The organism is Nocardia sp. NPDC058058, from assembly GCF_042885355.1.
Lineage (GTDB): Bacteria > Actinomycetota > Actinomycetes > Mycobacteriales > Mycobacteriaceae > Nocardia.
In genome coordinates, this window is sequence record NZ_JBHVSA010000001.1 from 2844753 (window position 1) to 2866115 (window position 21363).

At 62.3% G+C, this 21363-nt stretch carries 16 protein-coding genes; 6 read left to right on the forward strand and 10 right to left on the reverse strand.

Annotated features, from left to right (window positions below):
- Positions 1 to 35: 35 nt before the first annotated feature.
- Positions 36 to 2066, reverse strand: a complete 2031-nt coding sequence (locus ACFVUS_RS13275) for an ATP-binding protein (protein ID WP_387764661.1) — start codon at positions 2064 to 2066, stop codon at positions 36 to 38.
- Positions 2067 to 2351: 285 nt separating this feature from the next.
- Here ACFVUS_RS13275 and ACFVUS_RS13280 point away from each other — a divergent pair, with 285 nt between their 5' ends.
- Both ACFVUS_RS13280 and ACFVUS_RS13285 read left to right on the forward strand, forming a co-directional pair.
- A complete protein-coding gene (locus ACFVUS_RS13280) occupies positions 2352 to 3005 on the forward strand; it encodes a dihydrofolate reductase family protein (RefSeq protein WP_387764663.1) in 654 nt (217 codons plus the stop codon).
- Between the two features lie 181 nt (positions 3006 to 3186).
- A complete protein-coding gene (locus tag ACFVUS_RS13285; protein ID WP_387764665.1) occupies positions 3187 to 4299 on the forward strand; it encodes an MBL fold metallo-hydrolase in 1113 nt (370 codons plus the stop codon).
- Here the strand turns inward: ACFVUS_RS13285 and ACFVUS_RS13290 are convergent, their stop codons facing one another.
- Both ACFVUS_RS13290 and ACFVUS_RS13295 read right to left on the reverse strand, forming a co-directional pair.
- Complete coding sequence (locus ACFVUS_RS13290) at positions 4300 to 4806, reverse strand: GNAT family N-acetyltransferase (protein ID WP_387764667.1); 507 nt, start codon at positions 4804 to 4806, stop codon at positions 4300 to 4302.
- Between the two features lie 139 nt (positions 4807 to 4945).
- Positions 4946 to 5401, reverse strand: a complete 456-nt coding sequence (locus tag ACFVUS_RS13295) for a winged helix-turn-helix transcriptional regulator (RefSeq protein WP_387764669.1) — start codon at positions 5399 to 5401, stop codon at positions 4946 to 4948.
- A 79-nt stretch (positions 5402 to 5480) separates the two neighbouring features.
- On the opposite strand from ACFVUS_RS13295, the gene ACFVUS_RS13300 reads away from it, so the two are divergent.
- Genes ACFVUS_RS13300 through ACFVUS_RS13310 form a run of 3 tightly spaced genes read left to right on the forward strand, consistent with a single transcriptional unit; the run spans position 5481 to position 7655 of the window.
- Positions 5481 to 6158 carry a nitroreductase gene (locus ACFVUS_RS13300; RefSeq protein ID WP_387764671.1) on the forward strand — a complete coding sequence of 226 codons (678 nt, stop codon included), beginning with the start codon at positions 5481 to 5483 and terminating at the stop codon, positions 6156 to 6158.
- Positions 6159 to 6198: 40 nt separating this feature from the next.
- The gene (locus tag ACFVUS_RS13305; protein WP_387764673.1) at positions 6199 to 6780 is read left to right on the forward strand and encodes a TetR/AcrR family transcriptional regulator; all 582 of its coding nucleotides are present in this window, start codon (positions 6199 to 6201) and stop codon (positions 6778 to 6780) included.
- 8 nt (positions 6781 to 6788) lie between these two features.
- The gene (locus ACFVUS_RS13310; RefSeq protein WP_387764675.1) at positions 6789 to 7655 is read left to right on the forward strand and encodes an oxygenase MpaB family protein; all 867 of its coding nucleotides are present in this window, start codon (positions 6789 to 6791) and stop codon (positions 7653 to 7655) included.
- Positions 7656 to 8385: 730 nt separating this feature from the next.
- Here the strand turns inward: ACFVUS_RS13310 and ACFVUS_RS13315 are convergent.
- The 6 genes from ACFVUS_RS13315 to ACFVUS_RS13340 all read right to left on the reverse strand — a co-directional run bounded on the left by ACFVUS_RS13315 (position 8386) and on the right by ACFVUS_RS13340 (position 17047).
- Positions 8386 to 9213 carry a DUF6339 family protein gene (locus ACFVUS_RS13315; protein ID WP_387764677.1) on the reverse strand — a complete coding sequence of 276 codons (828 nt, stop codon included), beginning with the start codon at positions 9211 to 9213 and terminating at the stop codon, positions 8386 to 8388.
- Positions 9214 to 9230: 17 nt separating this feature from the next.
- On the reverse strand, positions 9231 to 10127 hold the full coding sequence (locus ACFVUS_RS13320; RefSeq protein WP_387764679.1) for a hypothetical protein: 897 nt from the start codon (positions 10125 to 10127) through the stop codon (positions 9231 to 9233).
- On the reverse strand, positions 10127 to 12115 hold the full coding sequence (locus ACFVUS_RS13325) for a hypothetical protein (protein ID WP_387764681.1): 1989 nt from the start codon (positions 12113 to 12115) through the stop codon (positions 10127 to 10129). Before ACFVUS_RS13325 ends, ACFVUS_RS13320 begins: the two co-directional genes overlap by 1 nt.
- The gene (locus ACFVUS_RS13330; protein ID WP_387764683.1) at positions 12112 to 13128 is read right to left on the reverse strand and encodes a PD-(D/E)XK motif protein; all 1017 of its coding nucleotides are present in this window, start codon (positions 13126 to 13128) and stop codon (positions 12112 to 12114) included. Before ACFVUS_RS13330 ends, ACFVUS_RS13325 begins: the two co-directional genes overlap by 4 nt.
- A 2-nt stretch (positions 13129 to 13130) precedes the next feature.
- Entirely contained in the window at positions 13131 to 15689 is a 2559-nt protein-coding gene (locus ACFVUS_RS13335) for a Z1 domain-containing protein (RefSeq protein WP_387764685.1), read from the reverse strand.
- Between the two features lie 125 nt (positions 15690 to 15814).
- The gene (locus ACFVUS_RS13340; protein WP_387764687.1) at positions 15815 to 17047 is read right to left on the reverse strand and encodes a DNA cytosine methyltransferase; all 1233 of its coding nucleotides are present in this window, start codon (positions 17045 to 17047) and stop codon (positions 15815 to 15817) included.
- Positions 17048 to 17213: 166 nt separating this feature from the next.
- Here ACFVUS_RS13340 and ACFVUS_RS13345 point away from each other — a divergent pair, with 166 nt between their 5' ends.
- Positions 17214 to 18401, forward strand: a complete 1188-nt coding sequence (locus ACFVUS_RS13345) for a DNA cytosine methyltransferase (RefSeq protein ID WP_387764689.1) — start codon at positions 17214 to 17216, stop codon at positions 18399 to 18401.
- A gap of 27 nt (positions 18402 to 18428) precedes the next feature.
- On the opposite strand, the gene ACFVUS_RS13350 is transcribed toward ACFVUS_RS13345, so the two are convergent.
- Entirely contained in the window at positions 18429 to 21362 is a 2934-nt protein-coding gene (locus ACFVUS_RS13350) for a Z1 domain-containing protein (protein WP_387764691.1), read from the reverse strand.
- Between the last annotated feature and the right edge of the window lies 1 nt (position 21363).

A 21363-nucleotide genomic window follows, 5' to 3' on the forward strand; every position in this document is an offset into this window, starting at 1 on the left:
GCGCTGGGGGGTTGCCCGCCGCGCGGGCCGATTCGCTAGCCCGCCCGGGCCGTGCCTTCGTCCTCCTGGCCGCCGCGCATGGCGTAGACGCGGTCCAGGAAGTCGCGATGCGCGCGCAGGGTGGCGTCCAGCAGTTCCCGCCAGGTGCGGCGGTCCACCCGCTGATCGCTCATCAGCGAGGACAGCGAGGCCGGGCCCAGGCGGTCGATGTGGTCGACGATGAAAGTCAGCCTGCGGCGCGGGAATTGGGCGCCGATGCGGGGATTCTCATCGAGGAAGCGATCGAGTTCGTAGAGGTAGTTGACCGCGCGGTTGTACTCCTCGTCGGTGAGGTGATAGTCCATCCGCTTGATCTCCACGATCCACAGCTCACCCGAATCGTGCAGCAGGACGAAGTCGGGTTCGCGTTTCGGGCTGCCGATGGCGCTGGTGAGCAATGCGGTGCCGAATTTGTGTGCGTACCAGCGTTCGAAGCTGGCCCGCACGCGTTTGAGCGATTCGTTCATGCCCAGCGGCGTCCATTCGGGTGCGAGCAGCCAGGGCGCGCTCTCGATGAGCTCCTGGAAGGGCCGCTCGAGCGAACGGCGCTCATCGATGAGCGCGCGCAGCCGATCGACCACCGCGACACGTTCACTGGCGATCTGGCCGAGCGAGTAGATCTCCGCGATCCGGGCCCGTTCGAACAGCGCCACCACCACATCGAGCTCCTGGTCGGCGTCATCCGCTATCTCCTTGAGGGTTTCGAGCAGGCTGCGCTGCGGACCGAGCGAAAGCGCCAGCCGCACCATGTTCTCGATATGGGCGGGATCGTCGAGTGAGGCGCGATCCTTGTGCGCCACCAGGATTCGCGCGGCGTCGATCACCGAATCGCGGAACAGCCGGTCTCCCGGCGCGATCGACTCCAGGGTCTGGCGCAGCCGGGAGCGCTCCACGAACTCCTCCCAGACCCGGCGTCGAATGGATTTCTCACCGACCCGGCCGATCTCCTTGATCAGCGCCTGACCCCACTGGGCGAGCGCCTCCCCGCGCGGGGAATTCCACATGATGTCCTGGCGGTCGGAGCGGACCAGATCCTCCTCATCGTCGAGCCAGTCCACGTGTACCGCGCCGACCAGGTAGGAGCGCAGTTTGAACTCGCCGGTGAATCCGGCGGGGATGCCGAAATCCCTTGTCTGCGCGACGATTTTGCCGCGCGCGTAGATGCGCACCCCGGCCATGGCGTCATCGCGGTACGGCTGTTTCGAGTAGGCGATCCAGCCGGTGATCGGCAGGAATTTATGCCCGAAGCGCACCGGCACCCGGCTCACGTCGATGCGGGTGTCCTCCATGACATCGATGGCCAGATCACTGAGCGTGAAGCTCTCCTGTCCGATGCAATTGCGCACCTGCACCCGCCAGTCCGAGCGTTCGATACCGAAGCGCGAGGCGAGCTGGCGGCTCAATTCGGTGCCGGTATTCACCCTCTTGCGGAAGAAGTTTCGCAGAATGACGGTCGTGCCGCGCTTGGCGGTGAAGGTGCCGTCCAGCGGACCCGGCTGCGGGTAGTAGTCCCGTTCGGTGTCCGAGAGCATATCGTCCAGATCCATCACCAAATGGGAGACGGGCCAGCCCAGTGCGCCCTCATCGCCGGAATGGCTGCCGGCGGTGATCACTTCGATGGTCCGGCAGATGCCGAAGGCGGCGAGCTTGCCGATTCCCTTGCGTCCCATCACCGGTCGCCCGCGGTCGCGGGACAGGTCGGTGCCGTAGCGGACGCGCCGGTCCGAGCCGACCATCAGATAGTGCTGATTGATCTCGTCGGTGGTCATGCCATGTCCGTTGTCGGACACCACGATCTGGTACGCGGGCTCGTCCGCGGCGCGTACCGTTCCGGCGAGGGTGACGCCCCACGGTAGTGAGACCTCCACCTCGGTGGCGTCGGCATCGTAGGAGTTGGCGATGAGTTCGGCCAGTACGGCCGAAACCCGGTCGTAGAGCCGGATTCCGAGTTTGTCTATGGCCAGCCGACTGATCCGCATCGTGTACTTGTGGTCGTCCTGCGCGGCCGCATGCACGTCGTTGTACATGGTGGTCCCCAATTGCCCTATCGATAGCCTTCGTTCAGCTATCCCTGATATCGATGCAACGCCACGTGATTAACAAAGGGCTGAACATTCACCTACCAGTTCGTCACGGTCATGTTCCGACATTCACCGAGGGGTAGCCCAGTGCAACGGCAAGGTCTCGGTTAACGGTTAGGTGACCGAATCGTGCTCTGATCAAAGCTTTTTCGCCGAACCGATTGCGGATCGCAACCGGTTGGATCTATGCTACTAACCGATTGCAAAACACAACCAGTTATGAGGTGCGTCATGCCGAAACTTCGAGTGCACAACCTGTCGATCTCCCTGGATGGCTACGTCGCCGGGCCGGACCAGAGCCCGGACAATCCCCTGGGCGTGGGCGGAGAGGATCTGCACACCTGGATCTTCGATACCGACTACGGTCGCGGCATGTCCGGCGCGGCGGCGACCGGCGAGGACAGCGTCGACCAGCGCTACGCCGTCGAGGGCGATGTCAACATCGGCGCGACCATCATGGGGCGCAATATGTTCGGGCCGATCCGCGGCGAATGGCCGGATCACTCCTGGACCGGCTGGTGGGGGCCGAACCCGCCCTACCACCACGACACGTTCGTCCTCACCCACCACCCGCGGCCATCGGTGGAGATGGAGGGCGGCACCGTCTTCCACTTCGTGAACGACTCCCCCGAAGCGGTATTGAAGCGCGCCTTCGACGCGGCGGGCGGCCAGGATGTGCGGCTCGGCGGCGGCTCCGCCACGGTGCGCCAGTTCCTGCGCGCGGGGCTGGTGGACGAACTGCACCTGGCCCAGGTGCCACTGCTGCTGGGCGCGGGGGAACGCCTCTACGACGGGCTGGGCACCCTGCCGGGATACGAATGCACCCGCGTGGATTCCGCGCCGAAGGTCACCCACCTGACCTTCACCCGTCGCGCGGAGCACTGAGAATCGCAGCGAGAGGGCCTGGCCGCGCCCAGTCTCCGCCGGCGCATGCGAGTTTCCGCTGGGCGGCGGCATCTGATTTCCGCCCGATCCCGGTGCTGCCGGACGCTGACAAGCCGCGCGAATCCGGGCAGAATGCGGGCGACGGGGCGGGGCCGGTGGTTCCGCGGGCGAGAGGACTACCGTGGCGCGCAAGCCTGAGCTGGGCAATCTGGGCGAATCGATTCAGCGTGGCCTGGTGGAACCGCTGCGGCGCGGCCTGGGCACGCTGGCCGAGCGCGTCAGCGCGCAGCCCCTCCCCGAGCCGACGCTCGCGGAGACCATCGCGGCGCGGCGGCGCTTCTTCGGCGCCGATATGGTGGACGCCGAAACCGGTGCCGTGCGCTCGGATCAGGTGCTGCTGAGCTGGTTCGGGTGCGCGAGTTTCGCTGTGGCGCTGGGTGGTTCGGTGTTCCTACTGGACGCCTGGGTGCCGCGCGGCGCGACCTCCGGATATGTGCCGACCACGCCCGCCGAGGTGGCCGCGCTGCGACCGGCCGCGATCTTCATCGGGCACGGGCATTTCGATCATGCCGCCGATGCCGGGCCGATCGCGCAAGCCAGCGGCGCGGTGATCCATGGCACCGCCGAGCATTGCGCCACCGCGCGCAAACAGGTCAAAGCACCCGAATTCGCCTGTGTGACATTGGGTTCGAGCACCTCGCTACCGGGTGCCCGCTACGATTTCGAGCTCGCGCCGGGGGTGTCGGTGACCGCGATCCGGCACATCCATTCCGCGCGCACCGAACGATACGAGGGTGCGGACGCCTGCGAGCCGGTGAAACCGATTCCGCAGATCGGCGATATGCGCAGGTATCCGACGACGCTCGCCGACACCGCCCATCTCACGCGGCGATTGACCGATCCGGAAGGCGGTGTGCTGCTTTACCAGTTCCGCACCGGGAACTTCACGCTCACCTGGCACGACTCGTCCGGTCCACTGTTGGACAAGGCTCCGGAGGTGCTGGACGCGCTGCGCGAGCTGCCACCGTCGGATGTGCACGTGGGCGCGGTACAGGGGTACAACCAGTTCACCAACGGTCTGCGTGACCCGCGCAGCTATATCGAGGCGCTGCGGGCGAAGGTGTTCGTGCCCAACCATCATGACAATTGGCTGCCGTTGATCACCGCGCGCGGCTCGGCCTTCCGGGCTCCGTTGGAGACCGCGCTGGCGGGCATCCCCGACGGCCCGAGGCTGCGCATGCTGCTCGATCCGGACGACTACATCACGCCCGGAGTGCTCGCCTTCGACGCGTAATCAGCTGAACCGCAACAGCATTGTCAGGCTGGTGCTCCCGGCCGGATTGGTGTGCGCGGAACTCGGGATCACCACGAAACCCAGGCGTTCATACAGTCGCAGCGCCGGATTCTCCTGTCGCACACTCAAACTCACGCGTTCATAGTGCGGACGGGCGAGCTCGAGCAGCCCGGTCATCAGCGCGGTGCCGATCCGGCCGCCGCGCTGTCCGGGCGCGACTCCGATTGCCAGCTCCGGAGTTTCGTCATCCACATACCCGTAGGCGGCATTGTCACCGGCGAACAGCCGCAGCCATGCCGCTCCACGCAGTGCCCCGTCCCGCTCCGCGATGACGCCGAGATCCCCCGGTGCGCCCCAGCCCTCGACGTAGTGCGCCAGTGACGGCACATCCCGCAGTTCCTCGGGCGAAACCCGGCCCTGCTCATGGGAATACGACGCTTCGAACAGCATCGCCCACAGGAATTTCTCGTCCGCGGCCTCGGCAGGACGCACCGTCAACTCACCCATGCCGCCGACTATAGGACCGGCCGGCCACAGTGGTGCCGGATCGCCCATGCCAGCGCTGGCGACTCCCCCTGTAGGACCGGCGCTCTCCGCCGAGCTGCCAGCTCACCACTGAGCCGGCGGCTCACGGGTGGACGAGCGGTCACATCTGCGCCAGCATCCCCGGTCCCGCCTCGGGCACGACATCACGCGCGGTGAGTTCGTGTTCGCAGCGATCACACGCCAGGTGGACGTGCGCCTCACCCTCGCAGTCCCGATGCCGGTAGTACACGGGCGGCCCGTCCGGGGCCATATGCGCATCGCCCCAATCCTTGAACGCCATCAGGATGGGATACACCTCATGCCCCTTGGCGGTGAGCCGATACTCCTCGTGCACACCGACTTCCGGCTTCTGCTTAACGAGAATCCCATGCTCGACCAGCCGGTCCAGCCGATCCTGCAACCGCCCCCGCGAGATCCCCAAATAGTTCTGAAACCCATTGAACCGCCGCACCCCCGAGAACGCCGCCTTCAGCACCAGCAGCGTCCACCGATCCCCCAGCACCACCAGCGACCGGGTAATCGAACAGGGCTCCTCGGCAAGCTCCTCATACCGCATCTCCCAATCCTACCCATTTGGTCCTAATATGAGACCAAGTTCAACCGGTCTCATTTCGAGACCAAAGGAGAGGCGACCCATGACCGACCCCTACACCACCCTGCGCACCCTGCTCGACGACCGCTACACCTGCCGAGCCTTCCGCCCCGACCCGGTCCCCCGCGAGACCATCGAACAGATCCTGACAGCGGCTCAGCGCACCCCGTCCTGGTGCAACACCCAGCCCTGGCAGCTGACCATCACCGACGGCGACGCCACCAACCGCTTCCGCAAGGCATTGCTGGACCACATCAACGGCACCCCCACCGAATCCGACCTCCCCTTCCCCCCTGCCTACAACGGCGTCTACCGCGACCGCCGCCGAGAGTGCGGCGGCGCGCTCTACACCGCCGTCGGCGTAGCCCGAGGCGACCACGAAGGCTCCCTCCGCCAAATGCTCCGCAACTTCGAACTTTTCGACGCCCCCCACGTAGCCATCCTCACCACCGAGGCCGACCTCGGCATCTACGGCGCAGTCGACTGCGGCCTATACCTCACCTCCTTCCTCCTCGCCGCCCAAAGCCTCGGCATCGCGACCGCGCCCCAAGCCGCGCTGGCCTCCTATTCCCCGTTCCTTCACGAGTACTTCGGCATTCCCGAGGAGCGCCAGATCATCGCGGGGGTGTCCTTCGGCTATCCCGACGCCGACCACGCCGTCAACGGATTCCGAACCACCCGTGCGGATCTCGCGAACGTGATCACCTGGCACACCAACTGATTCCACCTCGCGATCCGCGAGACCGGGTTAACCTACACACGTGTCGGTTAACCCGGTCCGCCGCCTGAAGGGCGCAGAACGTCGCGTACTCGTGCTGGAGGCCGCCCGAAACCTTTTCGCCGCCAACGGCTATGACGCGGTCTCGATGCGCGATATCGCCACCGCCGCGGGCATAACCCGCCCCGTCCTCTACGACCATTTCCCCTCGAAGAAGGATCTGGTCCTGGACCTGCTGACCACCGAAACCGAAGCGCTACTGGCCCGCATCACCGCGGAAGTGGCCGCCGCACCGGAGTCCCGCCTCCCTCGCGCCCTGCGCGCCTACTTCACCTTCATGCTGGAACGCCCCCTCGCGACGCGCCTGATCCTTTCTCCCACAAAGGATCCCGATATCGCCGAGGTGGTGGCGCACCTGAGCGCCCTGTCCCACCGGGGCATCCTGGCCCTACTCCCGCCGCCGAACCCCGACGCCTCCCCGCACACCCCGGAGATCGCGGCAACGATCCTCGTGTCATCGGTTGTGGCGGTGGCGAATTGGTGGCTGACCCATCCCGAGGTCCCCGTGGACGAGCTGGTCGACACCACGCTCGCCCTACTCTCCCCCGGCTTCTCCCAGAGTTAGGCATGCCCGTGTTCGACAAACTCCCCGGCTGGAACACCTCCGCACCCCTGGGTCCGAACTCCTTGACCTGGAAGCACTTCGGCGATATCCGCTCGATGCTCATCCTCGGCCGCGCCGGCACCCTGCAGAACATGCACCCCGTCCTGAACGCCGCCCTACAGGAACATTCGAACTTCTTCACCGACCCCATGGACCGCTTCGACCGCTCGGTGGCCCCCATCCAAGCGATGATCTACCAACCCGACGCCGAATCCCGCGCCCGCAAGGTCCGAGACTTCCACAAACCGATCAAAGGCATTGCCCCCGAAGGCAACCGCTACCACGCCCTGGACCCCGAAGTCTTCTGGTGGACCCACGTAACCTTCTACGAATCCATCATCGCCACCCAAGAATTCTTCGGCACCCCCTTCACCGAAGCCGAAAAAGCCCAGTTGGTCGCCGAGGGCCTCACCTGGTGGCGCCTATACGGCCTCTCCGACCGCCCAGCCTTCGGCGACTACGACAACTACCGCGCCTACTGGCTCCACATGTGGCAGGAGGTCCTCCAATCCAACAAAACCACCACCTTCGCCGCCACCATCCACAAAGCCAAAGTCCCCACCCCACCCTTCATCCCAGCCCCCCTCTGGCCCCTGATCCGCTACCCCATCATGTCGATAGGCGTCTGGCTCTCCAACGCCACCATGCCCCCCGAAGCCCGAAAGATATTGGGCTGGAACTGGACCCGCACAGACCAACTAGCCTTCACCCTCTTCCGGCACACAGTCCGCACAGCCTGGACCCTCGCCCCCGAACGCCTTCGCTACATCCCCGACGCCTGGGATGGGATGCAACAAACAGCAACTATTCACAACGAGAAGTTATCCGCAGGCTGACCAATTCCGCAGCTCGCGCAACCGCTGGTCAACCGCCGGTGGAGGATGCTCAATGGCTGTGATCAGAACCCGCAGTGACCTACCGACCGAAGTCCCCGTCGCGATCTTCATCGACCCCGGCCACTTCGACCACGCCGCCGAGACCGGCCCGATCGCGCAAGCTAGCGGCGCGGAGTGCACGGCACCGCCGAACACTGCGCCACCGCCTGCAACCAGGTGGACGACGCAGCCGAATTCACTTGTGTAGAACTGGGTTCCACCACTTCCCAACCCGGCGACCGTTACGATTTCGAGCTCGCACACAGCGCTCTCAACTGTGAACACCCGCCACTAAGCCGCTCCCTGCAACATACCTCCTTCCCCACCCAGCACCCCGAAATCCGCAGGCGAACCCCACCCTTCGACGTACCGCGCCAATGCATGCATCGCCCAGAGCCCATCCGACGACACCTGGCTTTTCGCATGCGAGCAGGAAGCCTCGAACAGCATGTCCCACAAGAATTTCTCATCGACCACCTCGTCCGGGCGAATCATCAACCGACCCATCCCGTGACTGTCGAGGCGCGTGATCCAGATTGACCCGTCGCTGAGGCCTGTGCAACTCATCCCCAACACCGGTTCTGCGATCCTCACACGGCGATTCGTACCCGCGTTGAATCCGCCTATCTACGGTTCCAGCGCTGGTTGCCAACGTGTCCTTCACCAACGGAATCGATCGGTCGGTCGAGACTCAGGTCGAACCAATCTGCGCGCTCAAGGGTGCCGCGACGTCGGCCCGTTGCGACGCGGCGTAGCCGGACCATCCCGCGAGAACCAATGCAGCCAAGACTGTTTCGCGTGCTATTGCTCGGAGTTCGGCATCGAGAGCTTCTTCGTCCACCGCGTCGAAAACGACGAACGGGGCCAATCGCAACAGCCGTTTCAGGAAGTCCCGCAGCGTCTCTCGCTCCGGAATACCCTTCAGGTCGAGACTGTTCCATACCCGAAGGATCGACTTCACCAGATGCGGACTACCGCCCAGCGCGGAGCGGCGCGCATAGATCTGGTCGAACGCGGCTTCTCCCAAGACACGCAGCGCGGCATAGGGATCGAGATCATCAGGGGCATAAACCAACTGCGCTCGCCACCAGAGTCGGCCGAAAACATGTCGGTCCAGACGCGAACCCAGGATTCGTTCACGATACGCCCGGTTAGAGGCAGTAGGTCCCGGAAAGCGCCACTGCGCGATATCCGGCATCAGAACGAGCGACAGGAAGGCCCACACGTCACTCGCCGCGGCTTCCGCGGGCGCCAAATGCATAGTGCGATGCAAACATTCGGCGACCCTTAGGTCGAATATTGTCGACTGATCCGATGTCGGCGCGTCGGGATAGCCTGAGGCCGCCGCTAAGGAAAGGATCTGGTCGCGAAGTTCGGTCAATACATCTGCAGTCGCGCGGGCGCCACCGGTCGCCACGTAGACTGCGGACTCGTCTGTGGCAGACCATCGTCCGATCAGCTCAGCGACGCCGAGTTCCTTGTGCTCACGCTCCAATTCCTTCGCACGTACCTTCAACAATCGGGGATAAAGTAGTGTCATCCGAGACCGTCCAGATTGTTGATGGCCGCCTGAATTTCCGTGGCAAGCCTGCTCGGTGAACGGTCCGCGAGCGCCCGAACCTCGCCGATGGACTGCTGCGGGAACAGCTTGCCGAACAGGGCTTGTAGGGTCGCGCCCAGCGACTCGTCAGGGAAGTTCGCCGAATCCTCGAACTCCGAGTGCGCGAGAGCATGTTCGATCATCGTCCGAGCCACATCCACGTAAACCATCGACATGGCTAGCTGATCCTGAGCGCGCGGTTTCGACGCATTCTCCAGAGCGCCTGAGATCGCCCGTTTCCGCTCGTTCACCAGCAGTAGCAACGAACCCATCGTGGCGGCCTCTAAGTTCGATCCAATCTCCAGGTACCAGGAAGCATCGGTCGGGTAGTTGGTCTTCTCGAAATCGATTACAGCCATGGGGAATTGAGGGGCATCACCTTGGAGGCGGATGCTGTGGCGGTCGCTCCACAGCACAGAGCCCGCACGGCGCGCAGCGATCGGTCGGTCGACCCCGTCGCGACGCCGCGCAAGCACAACAACGGTATCCAGTAAAAGGGTTCCGCCCAGATCAGTGCCGGGCAGCACCACCTCCAAGCCAATCGGACCGTCGGAGGTGAGCGCAACTCGCGCAGCCGTACCCCTTAGCTTCGAACCCGTCGACGTCCAGACCACCGCCACCGAAATCGGCGTTCCAGGTGCAAGTCTCGCGGCGGCGAGCGCGCCGTCCAGGTCGACGGTCACTCGGCGGCGCAGTGTGAGCACCGTTTGGTAGTCCCAATGTGGGTACGCAGCAGGCAATGGAAGTTCGTCACCGTCCAGATCGATCCGCCACTCCTCGGCACGGATGAGCGCTGAATCCGGAATGCGGTATGGCAACGCGCGCACCGGCATCAGGCATTCACCGCCTCTACGGTGAGGCCGATCTCGGTCATGGTGTCCACTGCCGGTTTGACGACCGCCTTCCACGTTCGGCCGTCACCACCCTCGATGACGAAAGTCGGGCTAGCGCTCAAATGTCCTTGTTCATTCTCCCATCCCACAAGCCCAGGTTGTTCCGCACCAGCCGGCGGATCGATTTCACGGCCGCCATCGGTGGTCAGAGCAATGGCCAGTTCCGCACCAACTCGCTGCAGCATTTCCACTGGCAGGCGGAACTCCTGGATAAGTACGGCAGTGCCCAAGTACTCGTCGAGATATGGCTCACCCACATAAACGACTTTCGGGCGCGATACCCGACGACGTTGCGGCTTAACTCCGTTCGAGCCAGCCGCAGCGGCACTGTCACCGTACAAAGCAGTACAGCCTTCTGAAGGATCATGACCGCCATCGGGGATCGACGGATAATCGTCACCATCCATAAGCGGTTGGGCGGGAAGCTCCGGTTCATCGAGTATTTCCGGCCTACGCCGCAGCACCGGCGCTCTGGTATCGCCGGGGCGGCCGTAATCTGTTGCCGCTCCGATCCCCCACGCACCCCCAACCAGTGGCGAGAATTTGTCGCTCGCGGCGCCGAGCGATACCTGCGCCACATCCAGCGATCCGCTACCCTGCAGGTCGAGAAGCCCTTCGACCTCCTCGCGAATGCGTTTGAAAGTAACACTGACGAACGTGCGATCTGGAAGTTCCAGCGACTGAAAATTCCAGCTGTCGTGAGTCGGCGGTTCAGCCGATGCATACACCTCGTCCAGCGCTGTGTCTGCCCGGAAAACCCCCGCGTACGAGATGAGTTCACTCGCCGGCTTTGGACCCGGCCAGTAGGTGACCACGAGTTCGGCAGGTCTCATCAGGCACACATGATGAACGTTGCGTTCAAATCCGGCCATCTCCGACGCTCGATCCGATTCGAAGGGCGGGGCGACCTGCCGCGTAAGGCCGAGTCGGCCCAGCAGACGTTTGGGTCTCTGCGACCGCAACTCACGCCCCTCAGCTCCAGCCATAGCCTGATAAGCGCCGACGAACAAGCGGAGCGGGTAGGTCTGAGTCGGGTCGGGCACAGTGTGCGTGATGCCGTCACATGTCACGGTGAATCGCATGGGGACCACGCCGTTCAGTCGTGCGAGCATCTTCGGCCACAGCTGCCAGGCGATCGTCTCCGCCAGATAGTCGGCTACCTCGGCAGCCTCATTACCCTCCAGATCGGGATCGACCAGCGTGACCGTGGTGCCGGTTTCATCGTCGCTGAAGGGCCGCAATCCCAACTGTCGGGCTATGGCCTCGGCCTCAGCACCCACGAGCGGCTCGATGACCTCGCCCGAGTTGTCGCCCCACCAGTGCCGACCGGTGTAACGACGATCGCCGTTTCGCTCCACAGCCTGGTAGCTCTTCCACAGCGCCGCGCCCATCAGACGGGTCTCCAACCGTCCTTCGTACTCGCAACGGGTGTGCACCAGAACGACTCCCGGGCGAGAGACCAGGTACAGGATCCCCTTGCCGAACCCATAGGTTCCGCCGCCCAGAATCATGTCTCGGGGCTCGCCGATATTGCGGATAAACGAGACAAAGTCTCGTTGACCATCGGTGACGATATCCGCCCGAGTGGGTCCGCCGAGGCCGGTGGTTCCCAGATCGGAGATCGAAAGCAGACGAATCAAGCCTTGCTGCAACGATTTTCGGAGCGGAAGGTACGCGTCGACGGGTGCGTTACGCAGCAAATGCTGACGCCACGCCGACGTATCGGCCGCACTCACCGTCTGCAGATCGATGCGATAGTCGACAGTCGTCCTATCATCGATCCGGGCATCCCAGCTGTTCTGCGCCGATTCACGCACCAGAATGGTCATATGGTCCAACTCGGGTTTGCCAAGCTGGTTCCTGATTCCTTGTGCCGCACTCGCCCCTTCGGGCGGATACGGCTGCGAGAACCACATCGGAGCGGTCATACGGACTCCTCGATCATGCTGCGCAGGTACCGAACCGCCTCATCGTCAGTCAGTGGAAGCGGCGGCTCCGACGACAGATCGACGATGTACTCGACATCTTGCACATTCATAGGAACTCCAGCAGCGCTGAGCATGCCGAATGTCAACTTGGGGAAGGCGGAATCCACTCGGTACCAACGTTCCTCAGAGATGTTGAAGCGCACTTCGCGATACTGGTCGACATCCGCAGCACGGTATCCGGCTTCGACGAGAAGGCTCGAAAGGCCGCTTTCGTCATCGGAGAACACCATGATTCGGTCGACAAGATCCTGCAACGCCAGGCCCCCTACATCGGTGGGCTCCAACCGGAACCAGACCAGTCCAAGCGAGCCATCGCGTGGGGCGTCCAGCTGATCCAGACCGTGTACCCGAATCCTCCGACCCTCCGTGGACAGCGATGCCTTGACTTCCAATGCCGTTGTCGCACCGGAGAAATCGTGGCGGTACCTGGTGGGTCCTTTCCAGAGCAGATGAGCACTACTACTCAGCTCCAACATGCGTTGCAGGATGAGCAGCTCCGCGAACAGGCCCGCCATTTGATGCGGACCCAGGAGCGAGCCAGAGGTCTTGAAAAGCGCCTTCCAGTGATCGAGAACAGAGTTCATGCCCTTGAGAGGGCTTCCGCTCGATCCTTCTACGGCGATGAGCACATCGGCGCAGAGCGTGGTGAAGACACCGTTGAAGTCACGCTGCAGACAGGCCAGATCCGCGTAGAGCTGGTATGAGGTCTTCGATTCCAACGGTCGCTTGATCAACCGCAGAACCGGACCGTCCATGTTCCTGCGCACCTTCTGATGCGATTCCACCGGTATCAGCACATGCCGATTCCCCAACGAATCAACCGCTGCCGCTACAGGTCCGCTGGGGGTGTCGACCGGGAGATCTGAAACGCGCAGCGTCTGCTCCGTCGAGGCCGGAGCCGCCTCCAACAGCTTCCAGTGCTCCTCGATGATGCCGCGTAGGCCGGGCCCCATAGTCAGTCCTCTGCGTCGAGGACGCTATAGTCGACCTCTTCCGGCTCCACGCCGGACAGGTCCGCGGAAACATAGTGCGCTTCCCATGGCACGGTGCTGTCGTCACCGGTGGGCTCAGGAAAGACAAGGCCCACTCCTATCACATGCTCGTCAGCATTCAACGAAACACGCGTCGTTCTATCGATACTCGGCTCCGACACCTTATCGATCGGGTACAGAACCAGCAGACCTGTATCGGGGAACTGTAGCCGCCGCTCCTTGGTGATCTCCTTCTCCGTGAGCGATGAAATGTTGCCTGCCAGGTCGATTGCCGCATCTTTACGACTCATCAAGGTCTTGATATATGCGAATCCGGACTCGGTAGTCTTCATCCGGGAACGAATCACCCGCTTGACCGCGATGCCGTCGGCGAACTCGTAGCTCTTGTCAGGAGTCCCGACGGCATTGCCGATGATGGCCAAGTTCCATCGCCGCAGCGCACCGGCGTTGCGAATGCGCTTTTCGATGTAGCGAGACATCAAATCGGCGTCAGCCTCGTGGGAAGTCTCGTGGAACCGATACGTCCTCAGGAACTCAAGTACGAGATCGCTCGGCACACCACGAAAGACGTAAAGCCCCTTCTCCGGCTGCTTCTCGACCGGCACGCCGACCTGTAATGCTTCCGAGACCAGTGCACCCGCAGCCCTCTGATTCTCCAGGAGCCATTCGGAGTCGGTACGGAAGTAACGTGTCTGAATCCGCTTGCCGCCGTAGCCTGCTGCCGCCGTGACCGCATCCTCCATCTTCGCCGCGGCGGTTACCTTCAACGCGGGATGAGTCCGAATCCGGACCGCGAAGGTCATCGGATCTTCGTCCTCGGTCAGATACACGTCTATGTCACGTCGCATCTCGGCTTCAACCGTAGCCAGATGCCGGAACCAATCCGACAACTCCTCGGTCATCCAGATACGGGGTAGATCGGCATACCCGTTGCGGTACCCGAACCATCGACCCATCTGCAGGAGCGTGTCGTACACGGTGACCGCACGGACGAAGTAGCTGACCATCAGCCCTTCAAGGGTCAGACCCCTGGAGAGGGTATTACCACCTACCGCGACAGCAACCACAGGACCGTTTTCATAATCGAGCCGCTCAGTACTGCCTGAGTTATCCATGATCACGCGGCAATCATGAAGAACCCCAGGTAGTTTCGCCAACAGCTCATCAAAAGCAACCTTGGTCTCACCGAAGTCCGCCGCGGCCACTCGCGCGGTTTCCTCGTCCCAGATCGTACGCAGCTGCGATAGGATCTCCGTATCATCGAGTCGATGCTTGATCTTCTCGCGGAGCCCCTCCAACGGTGCACGGAAGCTGTTGTGTACAGAGGTTCGCACACTGGTGTGAATCAGCATGGTGGAGTGGGGATTTCCCGTTCCACGTACTCGCCGAGCCGCGGTCCCGAGCCAGAAGTACAGCACGGACCGACGCAACGAATCAGTCAATTCCGGTAGAAATCCCTCGGCCTCGGCTCGCGTCTTCGGCCGAACGAGCGGGACATCCTCCTCGGGAATGATGCGAATCATGTCGAAGCCGTCGTCGACGTCCTCGGGATCTTCACCATCCAGCGCATACCGCCCGAACAACACCTCTGTCCCGAAATGCCCCTGTGGCTGCGGTAGATTGACGATGAAGTCCTTCGGGTAGAGATCTTCCGATGAGGGATCTATGAGCAGATTCGCAAATGGAGACGCGGTATATCCCACGTAGGCCGACTTCGGCAGGCAGTCGAGGATCTCCCGTATCAAGGGGTTGATCCTCGTTGTCGCGACGGTCGCCTGATCTGCCTCGTCATCAATGATGATCGCCGGCGTGTCCCCCAGGTAATCCGAGGCGTCACGCAGCCATCCGACCAGCTTGCGCAGCACCGGAGCGTTCTTCTTCACCACACAGAGCACATGGGTCTTGTTGTTCTTGCCGAAGTAGCTCGCCGGGTTGGCCGTCGGTGTGAAGTCACGATCCAACCCGGTGATCTGTGACCATCCGGTTGGATTCGGTTCGACCAGTTGCTTGATCAGGCGAGCTTGGGTCTGACGGCGCAGCCCGTTGTGGATCCCGGCGAGCACGATGAAGAGCTTGTATCCACGGTCCGCGGCCTTAGCCGTCACCGCTGTGAAGCTCGTTGTCTTTCCCGACTGGACGTAGCCGACAACCAGCCCCCGCGTGGAGAACTTCTTCTCACGGGGATGGTTGAGCAGTGAGACGATCCGAGTCGACGACTCGTCGAGCTTCTTAATCGCGGTATCGGACCAACCGTCGCCAGTCAGGATCTTCTCGAGGTTGGGCCAATTCTTGTCGCCGGACTGTGGACCGGTGTACCAGGTGTACCGATTGCCGAGGACGACCGAGCGCGGTTCCTCCATTTCACGGATCTCGATCATCTTCTGCTCATGCCTGTCCCGAATCGCCTGGACCACGCGCTGGTCCACGCCAAGCACAGCAAGCTGCTTGACCGCGCCCTCGGGTGTCGTCCTGTCCAGCAGCATCTTGAACACGTTGTACTGGTCTTCGACGGGGTCCGCCACGGCACTCCTAGATCTCGGTTTGTTCGATACACCCGAGGAAAGCCTAGACAAACAGGCCGACGATCACGGAGATCGCGAGCACCGCGATGACAATTCCCCGTTATTGGCACGATCCGTCATATCGGTTATGCCAATACCTCGTCCAGATTGACTGTGAACAGCTCACTCTGGTGCCCGAGCTCGACGACGTCAGCCCGCTGCGGCATTACTTCGAGCGTCGATCGCAGTCGACCCTCACCGCCTTTTGTGCGTTCCCAAGAGTCCCCGACGGCTTGGCTGAGAGCAGCTTCGTTGGGCTTCTTACTGAACACGGCAGCGGCCAAGATGTGGGCACCTACCCGTGGCGGAATAGCATTTCCAACCTGCTGGTACTGATCACTACCCGACCAGGGGTAGTCGAGCGGGAACGTCTGCAATCTCCCGGCTTCTTGTGGATACAACCGTTCGAGCTCATCCTTGCCGACGACGATCTTGTTGCGGCGCACCTTTCCTGTAATAGTCGCGGATGGCTCGGTCGATTTGCGGCGGCCACGCAGCTTGGGGTTACCGCCGGTCCCATAATTGGAGACGACTTCGAACGTCAACGGGCGATCGGGAAGATCGAGATCCTTTGCCCATTCCGGTCGCGCGAGCGCCTCTCCCATGGTGTTCCACTCCAGCCATTTTGTGTCACCCTCGGAGCGGGTCCGACTCTTGTAGTACGGGCGGTGGGTTTGCCGCGGAAATTGCGCGTCCCGGTTCCTGCAAGCAATTAGTATTGCTCGACGGCGAGTCTGCGGTACGCCGAATTGTTCGGTGTGTACCAGATCTACTACAGCGTCGTAGCCATGCTTGAGCAATACTCTCTTATAGGCGTCCCATACCGGCTTCACCGTCGGCACCTGCTCCAAAACTATTGTCTCGAAAGGCCTTCCCAGATTCAAAGCGGCGAGCGTCCAAAGCAGTGGTTGCAGAACCAGCCCCGTCCGAACGTCGTCCAATTTCTCGAGCTCCTCGGTGACATCCTCGCCGTTTGCGATTCGCTCAACGAACCCGAGCACCTGTGTCAATGCCTTCCGACCGGCGCCCGCGCCCGCGACCGAATATGTCTGGCAGGGCGGGCCTCCGGCGAGAATGGTCGCATTGGGAAATTCATCCAGGAGTCCAGGGAGACGAACATCGGCCTTGCGCGTGCCGAGCTCGGCCGCGACGCGGGTCATGCACGCGTCCGCGTCGAACTCGATGCCGACAGCCGGGATACCGAGCCACCTCGCTGCGACGTCCAACCCGCCAGGGCCCGCGAAGAGGTCGATCATCTCGACTTCCGAGGGAGCCACGGCGTCGAAGGAGAGGTCGTCGTCCACGGGGTCGAAGGGCATGTGATCAGATCCTAGTCAGCCGGAACGTTGCCCGATCGCCAAGTCCGAAAGTGCCTGCGATCACAGCCTCACCCGACGAATCCCGTTCGCCGACTTTGTCGGTATGTCTCGCTACTGTCGTGCGGACCGCTCGCACCTAGCGAGCATCCGCGTGAGGGGCTTGATCGTGACGTTGGAATCTGAGCAAACCAAGTCGCACAGTCGGCAGGGCTTCACGTCGATAGAGATCTGTGCTGGCGCTGGTGGTCAGGCGATTGGCCTGCACCAGGCCGGCTTCGATCATCTGGCCCTGGTTGAGATCGACCCATTCGCAGTCGAGACACTCGAGCTGAACATCCGACAGCACGATGTTTGGACAGGGTCGAAGAGTGAAATCCTCCAGATCGACGTCAAGACGTTCGACCCCTTCCATGACCTGGTACGAACCGATCGAAGGCTCGCACCCGGCGAACTCGATCTGCTAGCCGGGGGCGTGCCCTGCCCACCGTTCTCGCAGGCGGGCAAGCAACTCGGCAAGGACGATGAGCGAGATCTGTTCCCCCGCATGCTCGAACTGATCGAGATTCTCCGGCCACGAGCAGTGATGATCGAGAACGTCCGCGGGATCATGGATCCGAAGTTCTCGACCTATCGCGACTGGATCACGGTAAAGCTGGAGGGCGGCATGCTCTTCGGCGACGACGGCCAGATCGTGCAGGACAAGGGCCTGGGATACCAGGTTTGTGCTTGGAATGTTCTGGAGGCCAGCGACTTCGGAGTGCCACAGTTACGTCCTCGCGCAATCCTCGTAGCATTCCGCGAAGACGTGATCCAAGGCTTCGACTATGTACTGCCCACCGCCACACACGCGCAGCCGATCAGTGTCGCGGAAGCCCTCGAATCGTCGATGTACAAGCGATTTTCACCGTACCTTGCAGGCGCTCACGCACCGACGGCCCGCTCCGCTTTCGATCGATGGCTGAAGGTGTGTCACCAGCGCAGTACCGAGCCCGACGGCGGAATTGCGCCCACGCTGGTAGGTGGATCGAAGAAGCATGGTGGCGCAGATCTTGGGCCCAGCCGGGCCAAGGCGGCGTGGAGACGGTTCGGGGTTGACCCGATGGGTATCGCGAACGACCCCGAAATCCCTGCCACGAAGCGCACTGAAGATCGAGACCTCTTCCGTCCGGATGGCCCGATGCTCACGGTGCGGCAAGCCGCCATCCTGCAGGGATTCCCCAGCGATTGGGAGTTCGCAGGAGGGAAAACGGCGCAATACAGGCAGGTGGGAAATGCATTCCCACCGCCGGTAGCCAAGGCGGTCGGTATCTCAATCAGGGATGTGTTACAGGCCGCGAGGGAACGTGACTGTTAACGTTTCACCCCCCGACCGCAGCGACGATCACGAATGATCGCCAGTGTCGATGATCGCCGTGTCCTTCGACGAATCCCTGGTCGTGAACCGTAGGACGCGGTCTCCGTTGGGGCGGGCGGAGGCGGGAGCGATGAAGGCGAAGGCCGAGACAACGTGCCCTGAATCGACTGTGCCGGAAGCTGCTTCGTCACGGTGAGCGGGTTCGACTATGGGGTAGAGCACGATTACGCCACGACGGCCTGCTGCCAAGCGTTCGACGTTGGGGTCGCCAGAGTCTGCTAGAGCGTCAGCGATCCGGTATGCGACACCACGGTGTTTCGGGTCGCTGATGGCACCGAATAGCGGGCCGCGACGGCGGTCTCGGTCGAAGTACGAGTACTGGCGTTCGGAGGTGCCGATTCGGGCACGCCTACCGGACTTGTTGTGTTGGGGCGCCAGCACGACCCAGTCGTCGACCATCGAACGGTCGGAGATCTGTTGCAGGTAGGTCAGGTGGGGTTCGAATTGGCTTGGCGCACACCAACGTAGCGCTTCGAACATTTCCAGCGCTTCGGCAGCCTCCAGAATGCCTGTGAAGGCCGAGAAGGCATGGACGCCTACGGAATTGCCGAAATCGTAAGTCAGTCTCGTGCTTTCGACGGATAGTGACTCGAGTACAGGAAGCCACAGTCGGGTGTTGTGGCGCAGGTCGGGCTTCGATGTCGGGTAGGCGGTTGGCTCTTCCCATCGTCCGGCGGACTGGATTTCCACCAGGCGGGCGTTGTACATCTTGTTCGGGCTGGTCGGCATGAGGGTCGGGAGGTGCTGGGAGACCAAGGGGGGCACCTGGGCCGGGGTCAGTTGGGGTACGCCGTCGATCATGACCGCGTATTGCTCCAGCTCTTGGCGGAAGCTCTCCTCGTCCATGCACACCGCTTCGAATGCCTTGTACAGGTCGATGTCCTGCTTGCCGTGCGTCTCTTCGCGACCGATGTAGAGGCGAACAAGATCTCGGTAGCCTTTGCGGAAGCCGAACCAGCGACCCATCTGCATGAGCGAGGAGGCGTTGGTGGAACGTCGGCGGAAGTAGGTGACCGTCAGGCCCTCGACTGTGAAGCCGCGGGACAGCTTTTGACCGCCGATCAGGATCTTCCAGATCGAACGGCGGTCGAAATCGGCGTCGCCCGTCTCCAGATCCTTGTCACCATTCACGACAATGATCGGCTTTTGATCGGCACCGATGTTCATCACGGCGGGACCCACGTAGGGCATCAGATCTTCGTACGTGGTGGGGACCGAGTACCCATCAGCACGAACACCGGACACCGGGGCTATGTCGGATTCGAAGAGAGCACGAAGACGCTGGTGGCCGCGGGAGCTGGAATAGCCTGCCTCCCACCAGATTTTCGTGATTCGGCCGAGAAGTTCGCGGTGTGACTCCACCCAGTTGGATTCATGAATGAGCATGGTGTGGTGCCGGAAGTAACCCTCGCCGAGCCCATCTCGGTCCTGGCGATAGAGCTTGACCGCGGCGGTGAGGACGAACATGTCAACGGCCCGCTCCAGCGGCACGGTGTCATCCTCATCCGCGACGACCACGTCACGCACATGGGCAAGCTCGTTGGAGTTGCTCAAAGATCGTTCCACGTCCGGATCCTCGGGATCGAAATCGTGGAAGTCGCTCGCACCCATGTAGCCCTCGGGGCGGGCGAGCGAGATGATGAAGTCCTTCGGGAAGATGTCGGCGCTGTCGCTCGGATCGACGAAGACGTTGGCGTATGGGGTCGCCGTATAACCGACGTACTGGGCTCGCGGCAACATCGTGAGCAGCTGAGAGATCTTCTCGTTGATGGCCGTTCGTTCCGTGTCCGGCTTGGGACGCGAGGTATTGACCGATGCTTCGTCGGACTCGTCGTCGATGATCAGGACCGGGATTTCGGCGAGGGGCGTGCGGATCTTGTTCAGGTCCTTGACGAGCTTGGTGAGGACGGCCTTGTTCTTCTTCACCACCATCAGGCGGGCGGCCGCCCGGTGCAGGTTCACCGGGTCGTACAGCGGGAGCGCCGGCTCCTGCTTCTCGAACTCCAGAGCGACGATGCCTTGCAACAGGCTCTTGTAATCGTCATAGCGTGTGGTGAGGCGGTGAATGTCGAAGCCGCCCAATATCGAAGGCGCAGTGCCGAACTCGACGAACTTGCGCTGGATCCACTCCGGGTCGTCGGCATAGTCGGATTCGAATTCGCTCGCACCGCGCAGCACATTCTCGCGGCCGACCAACTCCATGTCGAGGCGACGCTGTGTCTGGTCGCGAAGCAGGTTCAGTGTCCCTCCGAGCACAATGACGAGCCGATATCCGGCATCCATCGCGCGGGCTATGACACCGGTGAAGTTGGCAGTCTTGCCGGATTGGACGTAGCCCACCACCAACCCCTTCGACTGATATGCCTCCGGTCTGGTGGGATCGGAAAGTCTTTCCACCACACTTTCGGTGGCCATATCCAAAGTCGTGATCGCTTGGTCCGGCCATCCCTTGCGTGCGAGAAGTTCGGTGTACATCGGCCAGTACCATTCGCGGCCCAGATGGGTGGTGTACCAGGGGACGAAGTCGTCGCTGATCACGACCGGCATCGAGGCTTTGATGACCGGCGACATGGCCTCGAGTAGTTTGCAGGTGGAGGGATCCAGATCCAATTCGCGGTAGATGTCGATGCGACGGTCGTCGGTGCACGGGTCGGCGGTCGACCATTGCGGAGTCAGCGCGAAATCCCAGGCGCGCAGTTGCTTTCGCCACATATCGATCAATTGACCACCCGAAGCGGTGGTGAGGAGTTCCTGACGGAAGTCCTCTTCTGCTGCGAAGCCTGCAGATCCGGGTAGATCTTCCGCCTGGTACTGCATGGCGCGCACCAGGCGTTTCGGCTTGCTTCCTGCCATATCGGCCAGCACCGCGGCATGCAGGGCGATTCGAAGGTCGATGTCCATC